This window comes from Stutzerimonas stutzeri (assembly GCF_038561965.1).
In the GTDB taxonomy this organism is placed as follows: Bacteria; Pseudomonadota; Gammaproteobacteria; order Pseudomonadales; family Pseudomonadaceae; genus Stutzerimonas; species Stutzerimonas stutzeri_AA.
On the sequence record NZ_CP139348.1, the window covers coordinates 1,955,909 to 1,973,580 of the forward strand.

Consider the following 17,672-nt stretch of genomic DNA (forward strand, 5'->3'; position numbering starts at 1 on the left):
GCATGACCAAGCACCAACAGAAGCCGGCGTCGTTCCTAGAGCGCCTGATCTTCAATAACCGGCCGGCAGTCGTGGTTCTCTGCCTGCTGATCAGCGCGTTCCTCTTTTACCAGGCGGCGCAGGTTCGGCCGCAGACCAGCTTCGAGAAGATGATTCCGCTGGGGCATCCCTACATCCAGAAGATGCTCGAGCACCAGAACGACCTGGCCAACCTCGGCAACACCGTGCGTATTTCCGTGGAGGCCGTGGAAGGCGACATCTTCTCCAAGGAGTACATGGAGACGCTGCGGCAGATCCATGACGAGGTGTTCTACATCCGCGGTGTCGACCGCTCCAACATGAAGTCGCTGTGGAGCCCCAACGTTCGCTGGACCGAGGTCACCGAGGAAGGCTTCGCCGGTGGCGAGGTGATCCCGCAGACCTACGACGGCTCGCCCGAGAGCCTGGATGACCTGCGCGACAACATCCTCAAGTCCGGCCAGATCGGCCGCCTGGTGGCGAACAACTTCAAGTCGAGCATCATCGATGTGCCGCTGCTGGAGTCCTACCCGGACCCGGAAGACCAGAGCCGGCAAATCAAGCTCGACTACCAGAAGTTCTCCCACGAGCTGGAAGAAAAGATCCGCGAGAAGTACCAGGCGCAGAATCCGAATGTGAAGGTGCACATCATCGGCTTCGCCAAGAAGGTCGGAGACCTGATCGACGGGCTGGTCGGTGTGGCGTTGTTCTTTATCGTTGCCATCGGCATCACCTTCGTTCTGCTGCTGTGGTTCACCCGCTGCCTGAAGAGCACCATCGCGGTGCTGGTTACCACGCTGATTGCCGTGACCTGGCAGCTCGGCTTGCTGCATACGCTGGGCTTCGGGCTCGATCCGTACTCGATGCTGGTGCCGTTCCTGGTGTTCGCCATCGGTATTTCCCATGGCGTGCAAAAGATCAACGGCATCGCCATGGCCTCCGGCTATACCGAAGACCCGGTGACGGCTGCGCGCATGGCGTTCCGTCAGCTGTTCATCCCGGGCATGGTGGCGCTGCTGTCGGATGCGGTGGGCTTCGTTACCCTGCTGCTGATCGACATCGGCGTGATTCGCGAGCTGGCCATCGGCGCTTCGCTGGGTGTGGCGGTGATCATCCTGACCAACCTGATCCTGCTACCGGTGGCGATCTCCTACATGGGCATCAGCCAGCGGGCGATCAAGCAGGCTCGCGAAGAAGCCTCCCGCGATCATCCGTTCTGGCGCGCGCTGTCGAACTTCGCCAGCCCGAAGGTGGCGCCGATCTCCATCACCATCGCGGTGGTCGCGCTGGCCGGCGGTCTCTGGTATGGCCAAAACCTGAAGATCGGCGATCTCGATCAGGGCGCACCGGAACTGCATCCGGACTCGCGCTACAACCTGGATAACGACTTCGTCATCCGCAACTACTCGACCAGCTCCGACGTGCTGGTGGTGATGGTCAAGACCGCGCCGGAGGGCTGTTCCCACTACGACACGCTCGCTGCCATGGACGAGCTGATGTGGAAGATGCAGAACACCGACGGTGTGCAGTCGGCGGTTTCAATGGTCTCGGTGGCCCGCCAGGGCATCAAAGGCATGAACGAGGGCAGCCTGAAATGGGAAACGCTGTCGCGTAACCAGCATGTGCTGAACAACTCCATCGCCCGCGCCGAAGGCATGTACAACAGCGATTGTTCGCTGGCGCCGGTACTGGTGTTCCTCAACGACCACAAGGCCGAAACCCTGGAACACGTGGTTGCGGCGGCGAAGGATTTCGCCGAGGAAAACAATCGCGAAGGCCTGGAGTTTGTCCTGGCAGCGGGTAACGCCGGTATCGAGGCGGCCACCAACGAGGTCATCGCAGCATCCGAAACCACCATGCTGATCGCGGTCTACCTGGCCGTGAGCATCATGTGTCTGCTGACCTTCCGCTCGCTGGCGGCCACGCTCTGCGTGATCCTGCCGCTGGTGCTGACCTCGATTCTCGGCAACGCGCTGATGGCCTTCATGGGGGTTGGCGTCAAGGTGGCAACGCTGCCGGTAATTGCACTGGGCGTGGGCATCGGTGTGGACTATGGCATCTATATCTACAGCCGCCTGGAGTCCTTCTTGCGCCAGGGTATGACCCTGCAGGAAGCCTACTACCAGACCCTGAAATCAACCGGCAAGGCGGTGATCTTCACCGGTGTCTGTCTGGCGATCGGCGTGGTGACTTGGGTGTTCTCGGACATCAAGTTCCAGGCTGACATGGGCATGATGCTGACCTTCATGTTCCTCTGGAACATGGTCGGCGCGATCTGGCTGCTGCCGGCCCTGGCGCGCTTCCTGATCAACCCAGAGAAGCTGCGTCAGAAGGCGTGATGTTCAAGTGGCAACAAAAAACGCGGCCCTAGGGCCGCGTTTTTTTATGGCAGATCGTGACGGGTCGGCTGAGTGATCAGGCGCTCTGGCTTATGGCTTCCATCGCCGCCTGCGCGGCAACCTCGCCGATCACCAGAATGGCCGGGCTCTTCAGCTTGAAGGTCAAGGCATCGCGGCACATGGTGGCCAGGCTCGAACGGCATTCACGTTGCTGTGGCAACGAGGCGTTCTCAATCATGGCCACCGGCGTGCCGGCCGGAAGGCCGCCCTCCAGCAGACCGGCCTGTACCTGCTCCAGCTTGCTGACGCCCATGTATACCACCAACGTGGTGCCGCTTTTCGCCAGTGCCTGCCATTCGGGGCTGCTGTCGTCCAAGGTATGCGCGGTGACCAGGGTGACACCGCGAGCAACGCCGCGCTGGGTCAGCGAGATGCCGCATTGGGTCGCGCCGGCCAAGCCCGCGGTGATGCCATTGACCAGCTCGACGTCAATGCCACGTGTCGCCAGCCATTCGGCTTCTTCGCCGCCGCGGCCGAAGATGCACGGATCGCCACCCTTGAGGCGAACTACGCATTTGCCCTGGCGGGCATAACGCAGCATCAGCCGGTGGATGAAGGCCTGCGGCGTGGAACGGCAGCCGCCGCGCTTGCCCACTGGAATGATCCGCGCGTTGGGGCAATGCTCGAGCACGGCGGGGTTGACCAGATCATCGATCATCACAACGTGTGCTTCGCCCAGCGCCCGCACGGCCTTGAGAGTCAGCAGTTCCGGATCGCCGGGGCCGGCGCCTACCAGCCAGACTTTTGCGCTCATGGGGTAATCCTCGTCTTGGTCGGTATCAGGAAAGTGCGCGTTCCGGCTGGCTGGCCAGCAGGCGCTTGATTTCGGGAATGCAGGAGCCGCAGCTGGTGCCACAACCCAGCTCCTGCTTGAGCCCAGTGAGGTCGAGCCCACGCTCGATGCCTGCGCGGACTTTGCTCTGGCTGACGTTCATGCAGTTGCACAACGTGCGGTCAGTGCTGATTGTCGCGCCACCTGGCGGGGCGCTGAGCGGCGCCAGCAACCAGCGGCGCAGTTCGGCGTCGGCGCTGCCGCTTTCCCAGAGTCCGCGCAGCCAGTGTCGGGCGGCGGTTTCGCCGGCCAGGCGCAAGGCGACGATGCGACCCTCTTCGATGCGCACGCGCTTGCCGACCGCGCGTCGCGGATCGTCATAGGCCAGCACCGGACCTTCTTCGAGGCTGAGCAGCCGGTCGATGGCGTCCAGCTCAGCAGCCGTTGGCGTCGACTGCCGGGCGGCGCGGATCAGCAGTGCCGAGCGTTCGCGACCGCCGAGGCTGAAACTGGCGAAGTCGAAGGCCTCGAACAGGGGCCGCAATGCCTCGAAGCGACGCTGTACGTCGCCTTCAACCAGCGCAAAGAACTGCCACGGCAATTCGACCTGTTCCACTTCGACGCCGGCGTGCTTGAGTTCCGGCTGCTTCGACAAGGGGTCGACGCTGGCCAGGGTCAGGACGTTGCTGCCCAGCCCCTTGAGGAAGCGATCGCCCCAGTGCATCGGCAGAAAGGCCTGGCCGGCGCGCAGGTTGTCATCCTTCTGCACCGGGACGACCAGGCTGCCGCGGCGGCTTTTCACCTTCACCAACTGGCCGTCCAGCAGACGCCGGCGGCGCATGTCCTCAGCGTTCATACCGAGCAGTGCTTCCTCGACATGGCCGAACAGCCGCGCCGCAGTGCCGGTGCGGCTCATGCCGTGCCATTGATCACGCAGCCTGCCGGTATTGAGCGTCAGCGGATAGCGCGCCTCGCGCTTTTCCTTCGGCGCCTGATAATGCTCGTCGATGAAACGCGCGCGGCCGTTGGCAGTTGGGAACACACCGTCGCCATACAGCCGCGCGGTGCCCTGTTCGCTGCCCGGCGGGAACGGCCATTGCTGCGGGCCGAGCGCATCGAGCACGGCGTAGCTCAGGCCGCTGTAGTCCAGATCGCGGGCGGCGGTGAGCGGCTTGTATTCCTCGAACAGCGCTTCGGAGTTATCGAACGCGAACAGACTCGGTTCGCCGGGGCGCAGGCGGCGCTCCAGGCGCCGGGCGAAATCGCAGGTGATTGCCCAGTCCGCACGGGCCTCGCCTGGGGCTGGCACGGCACGGCGCACGTGGCTGATACGGCGCTCGGAGTTGGTCACGGTGCCTTCCTTCTCGCCCCAACTGGCGGCTGGCAGCAGCAGGTCGGCGTGGCGGCAGGTTTCGGTGGTGAAAAAGGCTTCCTGCACCAAGACGAAGGGGCAGGTGGCCAGCGCTTCATGGACTTTCTGCTGGTCCGGCAGCGACTGAGCCGGGTTGGTGCAGGCGATCCACAGCGCCTTGATCTTGCCGGCGCGCACCGCCTCGAACAGCTCGATGGCGGACAGCCCGGGCTGCGCCGGCAGCTGCTCTACGCCCCAGTACTCCGCCACTTCGGCGCGGTGTTCGGCATTGGTTGCGTCGCGGTGGCCGGGCAGCAGATTGGACAGGCTGCCGGTTTCGCGTCCGCCCATGGCGTTCGGCTGGCCGGTCAGCGAGAAGGGCCCGGCGCCCGGCTTGCCGATCTGTCCGGTGGCGAGGTGCAGATTGATCAGCGCGCTGTTCTTCGCGCTGCCGGCGGTGGACTGATTCAGCCCCATGCACCACAGGCTTAGAAAGCTCGGCGCCCCATGACGCGCAGGAGCTGCTGCACTCGGTGCGGCCGCGTTAAAAACCGGCTCGGGATGCTCATTTACTGCATGTAAACTCCGCTCCCTCGCCGTTTTTTGCCTTGCCGCACCTTCGCTCGCGACGCTCCTGCGCGCCCTGGGTTTTCCAATCAGCCGTGCGCAGGTTTGCAGATCATCTACAGAGATGCCGCAAAGGTCGGCGACCATGGCCGGGGTGTAGTCGCGCACCAGGCTTTTCAGCGCATCGAAGCCTTCGGTATGAGCATCGATGAAATGGCGGTCGATCCAGCCTTCCCACATGAGGATATGCAGCAAGCCGTGAAACAGCGCGACGTCGGTGCCCGGCAGGATCGCCAGGTGCAGGTCGGCCAGCTCGCTGGTGTCGGTGCGCCGCGGGTCGATGACGATGATGGTCATCTCCGGCCGCTTCGCCTTGGCTTCTTCCAGGCGGCGGAACAGCACCGGGTGTGCGTAGGCCATGTTGCTGCCGGCGATCAGCAGGCAGTCGGCCAGCTCGATGTCCTCGTAGGAGCAGGGCGGGGCGTCGGCGCCCAGGCTGCGCTTGTAGCCGACCACCGCCGAGGACATGCACAGCCGCGAGTTGGAATCCAGATTGTTGGTGCCGACCAGCGCGCGGGCGAGCTTGTTGAAGGCGTAGTAGTCCTCGGTCAGCAGCTGGCCGGAGACATAGAAGGCCACGCTGTCCGGCCCGTGTTCGCGGATGGTCTCGGCGAATACGTTGGCGGCATGCTCCAGGGCGCTGTCCCAGTCGGTACGGCTGCGGGCCAGGCCCTTGCCCAGGCGCAGCTCGGGGTAGAGCGCGCGGGCGTCGAGATCGCCGGTCAGGTGCAGGGTCGAGCCTTTGCTGCATAGCTTGCCGAAATTGGCCGGATGGCTGGGGTCGCCGGCCACGTCGAGGATGCGCTCGCCGTCGTGTTCGATCAGCACGCCACAGCCGACACCGCAGTAGCAGCAAGTTGAGGCGGTTGTCATACGCATGGCGTCGTCTCCTGGAAGTTATCGCCGGGCCGGAGCTGTAGGGTGGGCTTCAGCCCACCAAGCCGCGGGGCGCTGACCACAGCGGAGCGCGCGGCGTGGCGGTGGCCGTTCATAGGCAAAAGCCGAACAAGCGGTGGGCCGAAGCCCACCCTACGGTGCGCAGCTGCATGTTCTAAGCCGCACATTCTTTGCGTGTATTCAGCGAAAGCTGCACGCGACCATTCTCGACACGCGCCTCGTGGCGATGGGCGCAGCCGACGTCGGGCGCCAGTGCTTCGCCGCTTTGCAGGTCGATCTGCCAGTTGTGCAGCGGGCAGGCGACCTGCTTGCCGTAGACGATCCCCTGCGACAGCGGACCGCCCTTGTGTGGGCAGCGGTCGTCGAGCGCAAAGACCTGATCGTCCGAGGTGCGGAAGATCGCGATGTCGCCCTTGGGGCCGGCGATGATGCGCGAGCCGAGCGGGTTGATTTCATCCAGTGCGCAGATATCGAGCCAGTTCATGCGGTGTCTCTCCAGATCAGGTTCTCAGGCGTTTTCCAGCTGCTTGACGGCGATGCGGTCGAATTCCTTCTTCAGCTGCGGCTTGGAGAGCTGTTCCTGCCACGGGTCCTGCTCGAAGGAGAGCGAGAACAGCAGTCGCTGGTGCAGCGCCTTGCGTCGCTCGGCGTCGTTCAACACGGCCTTCTTGATGTGATCCATGCCGACGCGCTGCATGTAGTGCACGGTGCGCTCGAGGTAGAAGGCTTCTTCGCGGTAGAGCTGCAGGAACGCCAGGCTGTACTCCATGACCTCATCGGCCGTTTTCACCTTGACGAAGAACTCGCCGGCCTCGGTCTTGATGCCGCCGTTGCCGCCGATGTACAGCTCCCAACCGGAGTCCACGCCGATGATGCCGACGTCCTTGATGCCGGATTCGGCGCAGTTGCGCGGGCAACCGGAGACGGCCAGCTTGACCTTGTGCGGCGACCACATGTTGAACAGCGCGTGTTCCAGATCGATGCCCATCTGCGTCGAGTTCTGCGTGCCGAAGCGGCAGAACTCGCTGCCGACGCAGGTCTTCACGGTGCGGATGGATTTGCCGTAGGCGTGACCGGAAGGCATGTCCAGGTCTTTCCAGACGCCCGGCAGGTCTTCCTTGCGAATGCCGAGCAGGTCGATGCGCTGGCCGCCGGTGACCTTGACCATCGGCACCTGATACTTGTCCGCCACATCGGCGATGCGCCGCAGCTCGGCGGCATTGGTGACGCCGCCCCACATCCGCGGGATTACCGAGTAGGTGCCGTCCTTCTGAATGTTGGCGTGGGCGCGCTCGTTGATGAAACGCGACTGCGGGTCGTCCTTGGCTTCGCCCGGCCAGGTAGAAATCAGGTAGTAGTTCAGCGCCGGCCTGCAGGTGGCGCAGCCGTTGGGCGTACGCCAATCCATGAAGGCCATGGCCGCCGGAATGCTGGTCAGGTGGTGCTCACGGATGGCCTTGCGCACCTGGCCATGGTTGAGGTCGCTGCAGCCGCAGATGGCTTTTTCGCTCTTCGGCTTGACGTCCGCCGCGCCGCCGACGGTGTTGATCAGAATCTGCTCGACCAGCCCGGCACAGGAGCCGCAGGAACTCGCAGCCTTGGTGTGCTTTTTCACTTCATCCACAGAGAACAGCCCGTGTTCCTGGATCGCCTTGACGATGGTGCCCTTGCACACGCCGTTGCAGCCGCAGACTTCCATGTCGTCGGGCATCGACATGGCCTTGCTCTGGCCCTGGTGGCCAGCGTCGCCGATGGCGCCTTCGCCGAACATCAGATGGTCGCGGATCTGGCCGACGTTCTGGCCCTCGCGCACCTGGCGGAAGTACCAGCCGCCGTCGGCGGTGTCGCCGTAGAGGCAGGCGCCTACCAGCACGTCGTCCTTGATCACCAGCTTCTTGTAGATGCCGCCGATGGGGTCGGACAGGGTGATGGTTTCGGTGCCGTCGCCGCCGATGAAATCGCCCGCCGAGAACAGGTCGATACCGGTGACCTTGAGCTTGGTCGAGGTCACCGAACCCAGGTAGCGGGAGAAGCCGAGCATGGCCAGGTGGTTGGCGCAGACCTTGGCCTGCTCGAACAGCGGCGCGACCAGGCCATAGGCGGTGCCACGATGGTTTGCGCATTCGCCGACAGCGTACACCCTCGGGTCATAGGTCTGCAGGGTGTCGTTGACCAGAATGCCGCGGTTGCAGGGGATGCCGGCCTGCTCGGCCAGCTGGCTGTTGGGCCGGATGCCCGCGGCCATCACCACCAGGTCGGCGGGGATCACCTCACCGTCCTTGAACTTGACCGCGCAGACCCGGCCTTCTCCGTTGTCGAGCAGTTCGGCAGTGTGCTTGGGCAGCAGGAACTTCAGTCCGCGGCTTTCCAGCGCGCTCTGCAGCAGGGTGCCGGCAGTCTTGTCCAGCTGGCGCTCCATCAGCCAGTCGCCGATGTGCACCACGGTGACGTCCATGCCACGCAGCTTCAGGCCATTCGCCGCTTCCAGGCCGAGCAGACCGCCGCCGATGACCACTGCGTGTTTGTGGGTGTTGGCGGTTTCCATCATTACCTGGGTGTCGGCGATGTCGCGGTAGCCGATTACGCCCTGCAGGTCCTTGCCTGGAATCGGCAGGATGAACGGGTTGGAGCCGGTGGCAATGAGCAGGCGGTCATATTCCGCCTCACTGCCGTCATCGGCGATCACCCGGCGTTTTACGCGGTCGATCTTCACCACCTTGCGGTTGAGCATCAGGTGGATGTCGTTCTCGGCGTACCAGTTGAGATCGTTGAGCACGATCTCTTCGAACTGCTGTTCGCCGGCCAGCACGGGGGAGAGCAGGATGCGGTTGTAGTTCGGGTGTGGTTCGGCGCCGAACACTGTGATGTCGTAGAGCTCGTTGGTGAGCTTGAGCAGTTCCTCCAGGGTGCGCACCCCGGCCATGCCGTTGCCGATCATCACCAGTTTGAGTTTCTTCATGCCGATTCTCCGTGCCAGTCGACGTTGTCGCCCGGCCTGCTCGATATTTTCCAACAACAAAAAAGGCGTCCCACCGGTTACCCAGTGAGGACGCCTTTGTCCGTGTCCCGCTCTATCGGGAAACCTGGCCACTCCACGTTGAGGGTCAGGTTGTAATGATTCTTCGAGGTTTACATTGCAGAGGCTGTGCCAACTTGTGAATACGCCATTTTCCAGGGCTTGAGGCATTGCTGGCGAGTTGCTCAGGGTGGTTCGTTGCACTGATATGCAGCGGCTTGCGCCCTGATGGTGCGAATCGCTCTGGCACCGACGCCAAAAGGCCGTTGACAGGCGCCGGCTGGCTTTCTAAAGTTTCGCCCATGCGCCGATTTAGTCAGCTACTTGCGGGGCGCCTGGAGCCAATGGCTTCGAAATACCGCTAAAGCGCTGGTTCCGGTGTCGCCTCCCACCGCTGCCCAGCGGAATCCTCGAGGCGGAAGTTGAATCAATGAATGCAAAGCACGCTCAGTTGCGCCTGGCCCCGATCACCAGCGGCCTACACCCCAGTAATCCAAAAATCCTCCTTGGCGGCACTCACCAGCCGTCTCTGTTGCGCTACCTCGAAGGCTGGCCGCGACGTCATCGCAAATCCCGCGCCCTGCTAATCCAGTTCGCCACGGCCGACGAGTCGCTGGCACGTTTCGCCACCGACAGCTTCGACCTCGCTGTCATTCAGGCACCGACCGCCGAGCGCCTGGAAGAATGCGTACGTGAGCTGACCCGGGTGGCGCGCCAGGGGCTGATTACCCGGCGCTGAGCGTCACGCGCCTTTTATCAGCAACACCACCAGCAGCAGGTTGAGCAACAGCGACAGCAATGCCATGCCGCGCCAGACCTTAAGCGGTTCACGTTCGAGCAGCGGAAGTGGATGCAGGTTGGCGCTGCGCTGTTCGCCCTGTTCCAGTTCCAGCAGCCATTGCTCGGCGGTTTCGAAGCGTTGGCGCGGTTCGGCCGCCACTGCTCGGCTCAGGCTTTCCTCCAGCCAGGTCGGCACGTCCGGGCGATAGCGGCTGACCGGTGTCGGGTTGCCGAAGCGCGGACGCTGAAAGGCTTCGATCTCGCCGTAGGGATAGTGCCCCGTCAGCAGGAAATAGAGCGTTACGCCAGTGGCGTAGAGATCCTGCGCCGTACTGGGTTCAGCGCCAGTGAATGCTTCGGGCGCGATGAAACTTGGTGTGCCCGGCAGGTGATTGGGTAGGTCGCGAGACAACCCAGGGCAGAACGCCAGGCCGAAATCCAGGATGCGCAGCTCGCCGTCTTCGCCCAGCAGCAGATTTTCCGGTTTGATGTCGCGGTGCAGGATGTTGCGCCGATGCAGCATGCCGACCGCGCGGATCAGCCGGGACGCGACCTGCAGCAGATCGGCCAGGGGCAGCGGGCCGTCCCGCTCCAAGCGTCGTGCGAGGGTCGACCCCCTGTATTCGCGCTGCACGTAATAGAGGTGTTGCCGTGCTGGCAGCGGGTGCAGTTCGGCGAAGTTGCGCCCGGCAACCCGACGCATGAACCATTCTTCCTGTAACAGCGCAGGCCCGGCGTCAGCTTCATCCTGCCGACTGGGCGGCAGCGTCTTCAGTAGCCAGGCCTGGCCCTGAGCGTCCTGAACACGGTAGATCAAGGATTGCCTTGACTCATGCAGCAGCGCTTGCATCTGCCAGCCTTCGAACAGCTGGCCGGGACGTAGCTTCGGTGGCAGCGGCCAATGATCGAGCTGCGCCAGGGCGTCGGCCAGCACCGCTTCGGGAAGCGCGTCAACGCGCAGCAGCAAGGCACTGGCGTTGTCCTGGCTGCCGCTCTGATGTGCCAGATTGACCAGCGCCTGTGCCGCGGCGCTGAGGTCAGGCTGATCGCGCAGGATATGGGTGATGTCGCGCTCGGTGACGCATGACCAGACACCGTCGCTCAGCAACAGGTAGCTTTCGCCTTCGTGCAACTCGCCGTCGAGGTAGTCCACCACCAGGTGCTGATCCAGCCCCAGCGCGCGCTTGAGCACGTGCTGCATGCCCGATTGTTCCCAGACATGGTCTTCGCTGAGCCGCTCGAGCAACGAGCCATTCCAGCGATAGGCGCGACAGTCGCCGACGTGGGCCAGGGTAAAGCGTCGACCGCGCAGCACCAGCGCGGTGAGGGTGGTCAGCAGCGGCTGGCTGCCACCGTTGGCCTGCAGCCAACGGTTATGCGCGACCAGAACGCGGTCCAGCGATTGCGCGACGGCCCAGGTTTCGGGCGTCGCGTAGTAGTCGAACGCCAGCGCCTGCAAAGATGCGCGCGCCGCCAGCCCGCCATCAGCGCACTGGCTGACGCCATCGGCCAGGGCGAACAGGTAGCCCTTGCCGGTCGCCAGTCCGGGTGCCGGGGTGACGATACGTATTGCGTCCTGGTTTTCTGGGCGCGGTCCGGCAGCGCTGGCTTCGCCATAGCTCAATCGCAGGGGCATGGTCGTTCTCGAAAGACTGCGTACTGCAGCAGAGCAATATTCGCGCCCTGAAGGACCTGGGTGGACATCACACCCGCGCCGCGGTCACGGCAGCCGAGCCCCAGGTGGTGCGCCAGCGACGCTTGACGCCGTACAGGCCGAACCAGGCAAGCACGCCGAGGCTGGCAAACAGCCAAAGGCCAAGCTGGTAATCGCCGGTGGACTGCTTGACCGCACCGAGACCGGCGGTGAGCAGGAAGCCGCCGATACCGCCGGCCATGCCGACCAGTCCGGTCATCACGCCAATTTCTTTGTTGAAACGCTGCGGCACCAGTTGGAACACCGCACCATTGCCGGCTCCCAGGCTGAGCATGGCAACCACGAACAGCGCCAGCGCGGCAGTGGAGCTCGGTAGGTTGAAGCCCACCGCGGCGATGCAGAATGCGGCGACGGTGTACATCACCAATAGCGCCCTGATACCGCCGATGCGGTCGGCCAGCGCGCCGCCGAGTGGGCGCAGCAGGCTGCCGGCGAAGACGCAGGCAGCGGTGTAGTAGCCAGCCTTGACCGGGTCAAAGGCGTACTGGTCATGGAAATAGCCGGGCAGGGTGCTGGCGAGGCCGAGGAAGCCGCCAAAGGTCACGCTATAGAAGAACATGAACCACCAGCTGTCGCGGTCGCCCAGCGCCTTCATGTAGTCGGCCAGCGACTTTGGCGCAGGGCGGTTGGGCGCATTCTTCGCCACACTGGCGAAGATGATCAGCGTGAGCACCAGTGGAATTAGCGCCAAGCCGAACACGTTGTTCCAGCCGAAGATGGCCGCCAGTACCGGCGCGAACAGGGCGGCCAGCACGGTGCCGGAGTTGCCAGCGCCGGCAATGCCCATGGCTTTGCCCTGATGCTCGGCCGGATACCACTGCGAGGCCAGCGGCAGTGCCACGGCAAAGGATGCGCCGGCCATGCCGAGGAACAGCCCGAGCAGCAAAGCCTGCTCATAGCTGTGGATGCCATGCAGCCAGGCGACGAACAGCGCAACGATCACCACGACCTGGCCGAACAGGCCAGCGGTTTTCGGTGAGGTGCGATCAGCCAGGATGCCCAGCACTAGGCGTAATACCGCGCCGGCAAGAATCGGCGTGGCCACCATGAAGGCGCGCTGCTGGGTGGTCAGGCCGAGATCGGCGGCAATCTGCACGCCCAGCGGGCCAAGGACGTACCAGACCATGAAGCTCAGGTCGAAGTAGAGGAAGGAGGCAAACAGGGTCGGCGTGTGGCCGGCTTTCCAGAAACTCGTGCTCATTGGCTCTGCTCCAGGGCGTTCGTTATGCGGCGTTGGTCGCCAGGGCTGCTCAGGCCGCCCCTTCGTCGAGGCGGAAAAACAAAAAAGGCGCCGCAGCACGCCTGCCGGAGCAGGAGTGGTGCGACGCCTTTGTCGTGTTTTGCAGACCGCCGTTGGCCTGCCTGGAGCGGATCTAGCATCTAGCGTGCCAGCTGGCGAAAGCCTCGATCTGCGAGGGTTCGAGGTAATTCGCGGTTGGCCCGTGGCAGCGCAGCGCACAGATAGCGCGCAACTGCGCGCCAAATCGGGGCAAGCTTCCTGGCTTTGCGCAACGCCTCCGGTGCTGCGGTTGCTGATAGGCTTGGCCTGCTTTTGCCCAAGGAGCGAGCGATGCCTCTGATTGCGACCCTCACCCTCAATCCCGCGATGGATCTTTCCGTCAGCACCGCCCGGGTGACCAGTACCGAGAAGTTGCGTTGTTCGCTACCGCGTCATGATCCGGGCGGCGGCGGGATCAACGTGGCGCGAGTGGTAAAGACGCTGGGAGGCAAGGCGGTTGCCGTCTACCCGGCGGGCGGCCCATTCGGTGATCTGTTGCAACGTTCGCTGGACGAGCTGGGCCTGGTGCATCGCCCGGTCTCGATTGCTGGCGACACCCGCGAGAGCTTCACCGTCGATGAACTGGAGTCAGGCCTGCAATACCGCTTCGTGCTGCCTGGTCCGACGCTGTCCGCACAGGAACTGCAGCGCTGCCTCGACGGCTTGGCGGCACTGCAGCCCGCGCCGCTGTTCGTCGTGTTGAGTGGCAGCTTTCCGCCCGGCGTTGGCCTGAGTTTTTACGACGAGCTGCTGGCGCTTACCCGAGGTATCGGTGCCCGGCTGGTCGTCGATCTGTCCGGTGAGCCTTTGCGTTACGCAGCCCGGCAAGGCGGCACCTATTTGATGAAGCCGAGCCTCGATGAGTTGTCCACGCTGATGAGCCGCGCGGTCACCAGCGAAACCGAGCAGGAACAAGCCCTGCGCAGCCTGATCGTTCAGGGCTGTGCGGAAATTGTCGTGTTGTCGCTGGGTGCCGAAGGGGCGCTGTACGCCTGTGGCGATGCGCTGCAGCGGCTGCCATCGGCGGATGTCCCGGTGGTCAGCGCGGTTGGAGCGGGCGACAGCATGCTTGGTGCCATCGTGCTGGCACTGGCCGAAGGGTGCTCACTGCAGGACGCAGTACGCCGGGGCATCGCTGCCGGTGCCTCCACGGTGATGCGCCCGGGCACCGAGCTATGCCGTCGCGAGGATGTCCAGCGGTTACTGCCAACCAAGGAAAGCGACTCTAGTCGAGTCGGTTGACCCGCGGAAACTTGCCAGCGAACGCCTCGGGCATGGCGACGACGCGGCTTTGGGAATAGTCGTAGAAGACGAAACCGGACTTGGCCATGGCGATCAGCGTGCCGTCGGCGGGACGGGTGATGCGGAAGATGATGTCTCCGCCGTACTTGTTGAAATCCATCACGCCGACTTCGAACAGCAGCGCGTCACGGGCATGGGCCTCGGCTTTATAGGTCGTGGCCAGGTCGGTGACGATGATCCCGGCTCCGTCCTGGCGGGTTTCGGCCACGCCATAGGCAAATAGAAAGCGCGCCCGCGCCTCGGAGATCATTGAAATCATCGAGTCGTTGGCCAGATGGTTGCCGGCGTTGATGTCGGTGATTCGTACGGTGAGCTGGGTGGAGAAGCAGTACTGGTCTTCCGGGAACTGTAGATTCAGGCGCGCCATGGGTCGCTCGGTTGTCGATCGAAGGCGCGCATTCTAGCGCCGCGTCACTCCCACAGGTTAGGCACGCACGGCAGAGCGCTCTTGACCGCAAATGGGTCGGCATCGACCGGGCCAAGGCCGCTCCCAGGGAAAATCCCTCCGTTCGCGGCCCGAGCCCGGAGCATGATTGAAATCATGGCGGCTGATGGCCCTGTTACCCCAGCCGATGCAAGCCGGGCTGCGCCGGTGTGTCGCCGTGCAGCAGGCACTGCTGGATGGCATGCAGGCGCGCATCGATGAAGGGGGTGACCAGGGCAAAGCATTCGGGCGGGCTCAGCCGCGGCTGAATCTTATGGATCACGCCACGCTCAAGCTTGCCGACCAACCGGTTGAGCTCCGTATCCGCACCGCTGCGGATGCGTCGGCAGAGCGCCTCCAGGCGTTTGTGCAGGGTTGGCGTGCAGCCGCCCTGGTTCGAGGCGATAACGCACAATCCGCGCAGACGCGCCACGTCTTCCAGTTCGCGGCATGCTGCAGCGATGGGGGCGATTTTGTCGTTGGGAAGCGATGCCCTGTTCTCAAGCGTTTCGATAAGGGTTTCGATCAACGCGCTATGTGCGTCGAAATCCTCCGGGGTAAGGCGCAACGCCGCCCAGCTCTCGGTTAGCGAATACGCATCGGGGAAGGCGCTACGTTGTTGCAGTCGCTGCGTCAGGTTTGCCGCCATGACAGAACGCAAAGCCACCGCCGCGGGCTCGCTCTGCACGCCCAGGCCGCGGTGTTGCTGCAGCAAGCGCAGAATCTCCAGATCTTCCTGAACGGCCAGCATGCGTAACTGGTTAACGCGCCGGGAGTGCTCGGCGCTGGCAATGCCGTTCAGATAGTGGCCCAGCAACAGCAGTGCACAGGCGATCGCCAAGGTTGCGGTTATGGTCATTCTGCAAATCCCAGAGTAAGCACGGAGCATGTCCAGCGCATGCAATAAAAAAGGCGTCCGGACCGGCATGCAGAACATGCGGTAACGGGGCGCCTTCGTCTTCGCCGGACGCCTTCGTTGGGTCGGCCAAGCAACTAAGCAAGTCGCTTGCCAAGGCCGCCAGGAGCAGCAAATTCAGCGGAGCGCCTCACCGCATGCGTACTTGGCGATCCAGCTAGCTGGCGCCGCTGACTGCGCGGTGGCCAGATTCGCTCAGTGCTGGTGCGCTTCGTTGGGCAGTAGCACCGCAAGCGGGCAGGGCTACTGCCCGAGCAGCTCGTTCATGGCGATGATCTGTTCGGCGACCTGGATCAGTTTCTGTTGCCGGCTCATCGCCTGGCGGCGCATCAGCGTATAGGCCTCTTCCTCCTTGCAGTCGCGCATCTTCATCAACATCCCCTTGGCCAGTTCAATGCGTTTACGTTCAGCCAGCTGCTGCTCGCGGGCCTGCAATTGCGCACGCATCGCCTGGTCGGTCTCGAAGCGCGCCATTGCCACATCGAGGATCGGCTTGAGCCGCTGGGCCTGGATGCCTTCGACGATGTAGGCGCTGACGCCAGCGCGGATGGCCTGGCGCATGGCACCTGGGTCGCTGTCGTCGGTGAACATGACGATCGGCCGTGGCTGGTCGCGGCTTACCAGCACCACTTGCTCCAGCACATCGCGGCCGGGGGAATCGGTATCGATCAGCACCACGTCAGGGCAGATTGCCTCGACGCGCTCGGGCAGGTCTATGCTCAAGCCGGACTCGTCTATGACTTCGAAGCCAGCCTCGATCAGCGCGCTTTTCAGGCGCCCGATCTTTCGTGGGGTGTCGTCGATCAGCAGGATGCGCAACATGCCAGACCCCCTTGTCAAACTGTGGCCGCCACGGCCTGCTCGGCCATGGCGTGCAGCGTGAAACTGCGGGCATAGGCTGCCGGATCACTGCCGTCCCAGATCTTGCCGTCCATGAGTGTGGCACTGCGCATTGTCGACTCCGGCATGGCTACGCCAAGCGCTTCGGCGGCCTGTCGATACAGTTCGGTCTGCTGAACCTGTTGTGCTACCTGCAGGTAGTCCGGGTCCTGGCGCAGCAGACCCCAACGCCGTAGCTGGGTCATGAACCAGAGTCCGTCTGACAGATAAGGCATGTTTGCGGCGCCGTCAGCGAAAAAGCGCAGCGGGTGTTCGTCGCTCCAGGCGTTGCCTAGCCCGTCCTGATAGGTGCCGAGGAAGCGCGACTCGATAGCCGCGAGCGGTGCATCAATGTACTCCCGCCCGGCGATCAGCTGCGCTGTGCTGCGGCGGTTTTCCGGGCTCTGGTCGATGAAACGACTTGCCTCGAGTACCGCCATTACCAATGCACGCGCTGTGTTTGGGTATTGCTCGACGAATGCACGGGTGCAGCCAAGTACCTTTTCGGGGTGGTCCGGCCAGATCGATTGACTAGTCGCCAGAGTGAAACCGACGCCTTCGGTGATCGCCTGGGCGCCCCATGGCTCGCCTGCGCAGAAGCCATCGATGCGTTCGGCGCGCAGGTGCGCCACCATTTGCGACGGCGGCAACACCAGCGTTCGCACATCCTGCAAGGGGTGGATGCCATTGGCGGCGAGCCAGTAGTACAGCCACATTGCGTGGGTGCCGGTGGGAAAGGTGTGCGCGAGGGTCAGTCGCGCACCGCTTTGGCGCACGCTGTTGCGCAACGCCTCCGGATCGGTCACGCCCGCGGCTTTCAGCGAGGCAGACAGGTTGATGCTCTGGCCGTTTTGCGCAAGGCCCATGAGCACTGCCATATCCACCGCCGGGCTGCCACCGATGCCCAGATGCACGGCATAGATCAGTCCGTACAACCCGTGGGCTGCGTCCAGTTCACCGCCTATCAGCTTGTCGCGCAGCGCCGACCAGGAGTTCTGCCGCTGCAGGTTCAGCGTCAGGCCGAATGGCTGCGCGAAGCCCTGTGTCGCCGCGACGATCAGTGATGCGGCGTCCGTGAGGGGTAGAAAACCGAGATTGACCGAGCTCTTTTCCGGTGCGTCGCTGCCGGCAACCCAGGCCAGTGCGTCGTGGCGGTGCGGCGAGGGGGAGTCCGTCATGCTGTGTTGGCCTTTTCGATTACGAAGCGCGCGTGCAGATCTCGACGAGTGCCGCGACGGCTCAGGAGTGGTCTATGCCAAGCCTGAAGCAAGCGATATGCCAGCGTGGAAATGGTGCAT

13 protein-coding genes are annotated in these 17,672 nt (G+C 63.6%); 3 read left to right on the forward strand and 10 right to left on the reverse strand.

Features of this window, described 5'->3' with window-relative positions; all coding sequences use genetic code 11:
• Nucleotides 1-2 precede the first annotated feature (2 nt).
• Complete coding sequence (locus SM130_RS09090; RefSeq protein ID WP_102823770.1) at nt 3-2,357, forward strand: efflux RND transporter permease subunit; 2,355 nt, start codon at nt 3-5, stop codon at nt 2,355-2,357.
• A 76-nt stretch (nt 2,358-2,433) separates the two neighbouring features.
• Here SM130_RS09090 and cobA read toward each other — a convergent pair whose 3' ends face one another.
• The 4 genes from cobA to nirB form a co-directional block, all read right to left on the reverse strand.
• The gene (gene cobA, locus SM130_RS09095) at nt 2,434-3,171 is read right to left on the reverse strand and encodes a uroporphyrinogen-III C-methyltransferase (RefSeq protein ID WP_102823771.1); all 738 of its coding nucleotides are present in this window, start codon (nt 3,169-3,171) and stop codon (nt 2,434-2,436) included.
• Between the two features lie 25 nt (nt 3,172-3,196).
• Nucleotides 3,197-6,046, reverse strand: coding sequence for a nitrate reductase (locus tag SM130_RS09100; protein WP_102823772.1), 2,850 nt, complete (start codon nt 6,044-6,046; stop codon nt 3,197-3,199).
• A 172-nt stretch (nt 6,047-6,218) separates the two neighbouring features.
• Nucleotides 6,219-6,548, reverse strand: coding sequence for a nitrite reductase small subunit NirD (nirD, locus tag SM130_RS09105; protein WP_102823773.1), 330 nt, complete (start codon nt 6,546-6,548; stop codon nt 6,219-6,221).
• A 24-nt stretch (nt 6,549-6,572) separates the two neighbouring features.
• The gene (nirB, locus tag SM130_RS09110) at nt 6,573-9,023 is read right to left on the reverse strand and encodes a nitrite reductase large subunit NirB (RefSeq protein WP_102823774.1); all 2,451 of its coding nucleotides are present in this window, start codon (nt 9,021-9,023) and stop codon (nt 6,573-6,575) included.
• 487 nt (nt 9,024-9,510) lie between these two features.
• Between nirB and SM130_RS09115 the strand changes: the two genes are divergently transcribed.
• Entirely contained in the window at nt 9,511-9,819 is a 309-nt protein-coding gene (locus SM130_RS09115) for a hypothetical protein (RefSeq protein WP_015276770.1), read from the forward strand.
• Nucleotides 9,820-9,822: 3 nt separating this feature from the next.
• Here SM130_RS09115 and SM130_RS09120 read toward each other — a convergent pair whose 3' ends face one another.
• Both SM130_RS09120 and SM130_RS09125 read right to left on the reverse strand, forming a co-directional pair.
• Nucleotides 9,823-11,496, reverse strand: a complete 1,674-nt coding sequence (locus SM130_RS09120) for a bifunctional protein-serine/threonine kinase/phosphatase (protein WP_102823775.1) — start codon at nt 11,494-11,496, stop codon at nt 9,823-9,825.
• A gap of 67 nt (nt 11,497-11,563) precedes the next feature.
• Nucleotides 11,564-12,775, reverse strand: a complete 1,212-nt coding sequence (locus tag SM130_RS09125) for a nitrate/nitrite transporter (RefSeq protein ID WP_102823776.1) — start codon at nt 12,773-12,775, stop codon at nt 11,564-11,566.
• A 369-nt stretch (nt 12,776-13,144) separates the two neighbouring features.
• Here SM130_RS09125 and SM130_RS09130 point away from each other — a divergent pair, with 369 nt between their 5' ends.
• On the forward strand, nt 13,145-14,095 hold the full coding sequence (locus SM130_RS09130; RefSeq protein ID WP_102823777.1) for a 1-phosphofructokinase family hexose kinase: 951 nt from the start codon (nt 13,145-13,147) through the stop codon (nt 14,093-14,095).
• On the opposite strand, the gene SM130_RS09135 is transcribed toward SM130_RS09130, so the two are convergent.
• The 4 genes from SM130_RS09135 to SM130_RS09150 all read right to left on the reverse strand — a co-directional run bounded on the left by SM130_RS09135 (nt 14,079) and on the right by SM130_RS09150 (nt 17,552).
• Nucleotides 14,079-14,522: a thioesterase family protein gene (locus SM130_RS09135; protein WP_102823778.1), complete on the reverse strand. Its 444-nt coding sequence runs from the start codon at nt 14,520-14,522 to the stop codon at nt 14,079-14,081. The two genes, SM130_RS09130 and SM130_RS09135, sit on opposite strands and share 17 nt — an antisense overlap.
• 193 nt (nt 14,523-14,715) lie before the next feature.
• Nucleotides 14,716-15,438, reverse strand: coding sequence for a hypothetical protein (locus SM130_RS09140; RefSeq protein ID WP_102823779.1), 723 nt, complete (start codon nt 15,436-15,438; stop codon nt 14,716-14,718).
• A gap of 300 nt (nt 15,439-15,738) precedes the next feature.
• Nucleotides 15,739-16,317, reverse strand: a complete 579-nt coding sequence (locus SM130_RS09145) for an ANTAR domain-containing response regulator (RefSeq protein ID WP_102823780.1) — start codon at nt 16,315-16,317, stop codon at nt 15,739-15,741.
• A 14-nt stretch (nt 16,318-16,331) separates the two neighbouring features.
• A complete protein-coding gene (locus SM130_RS09150) occupies nt 16,332-17,552 on the reverse strand; it encodes a CmpA/NrtA family ABC transporter substrate-binding protein (protein WP_102823781.1) in 1,221 nt (406 codons plus the stop codon).
• Between the last annotated feature and the right edge of the window lie 120 nt (nt 17,553-17,672).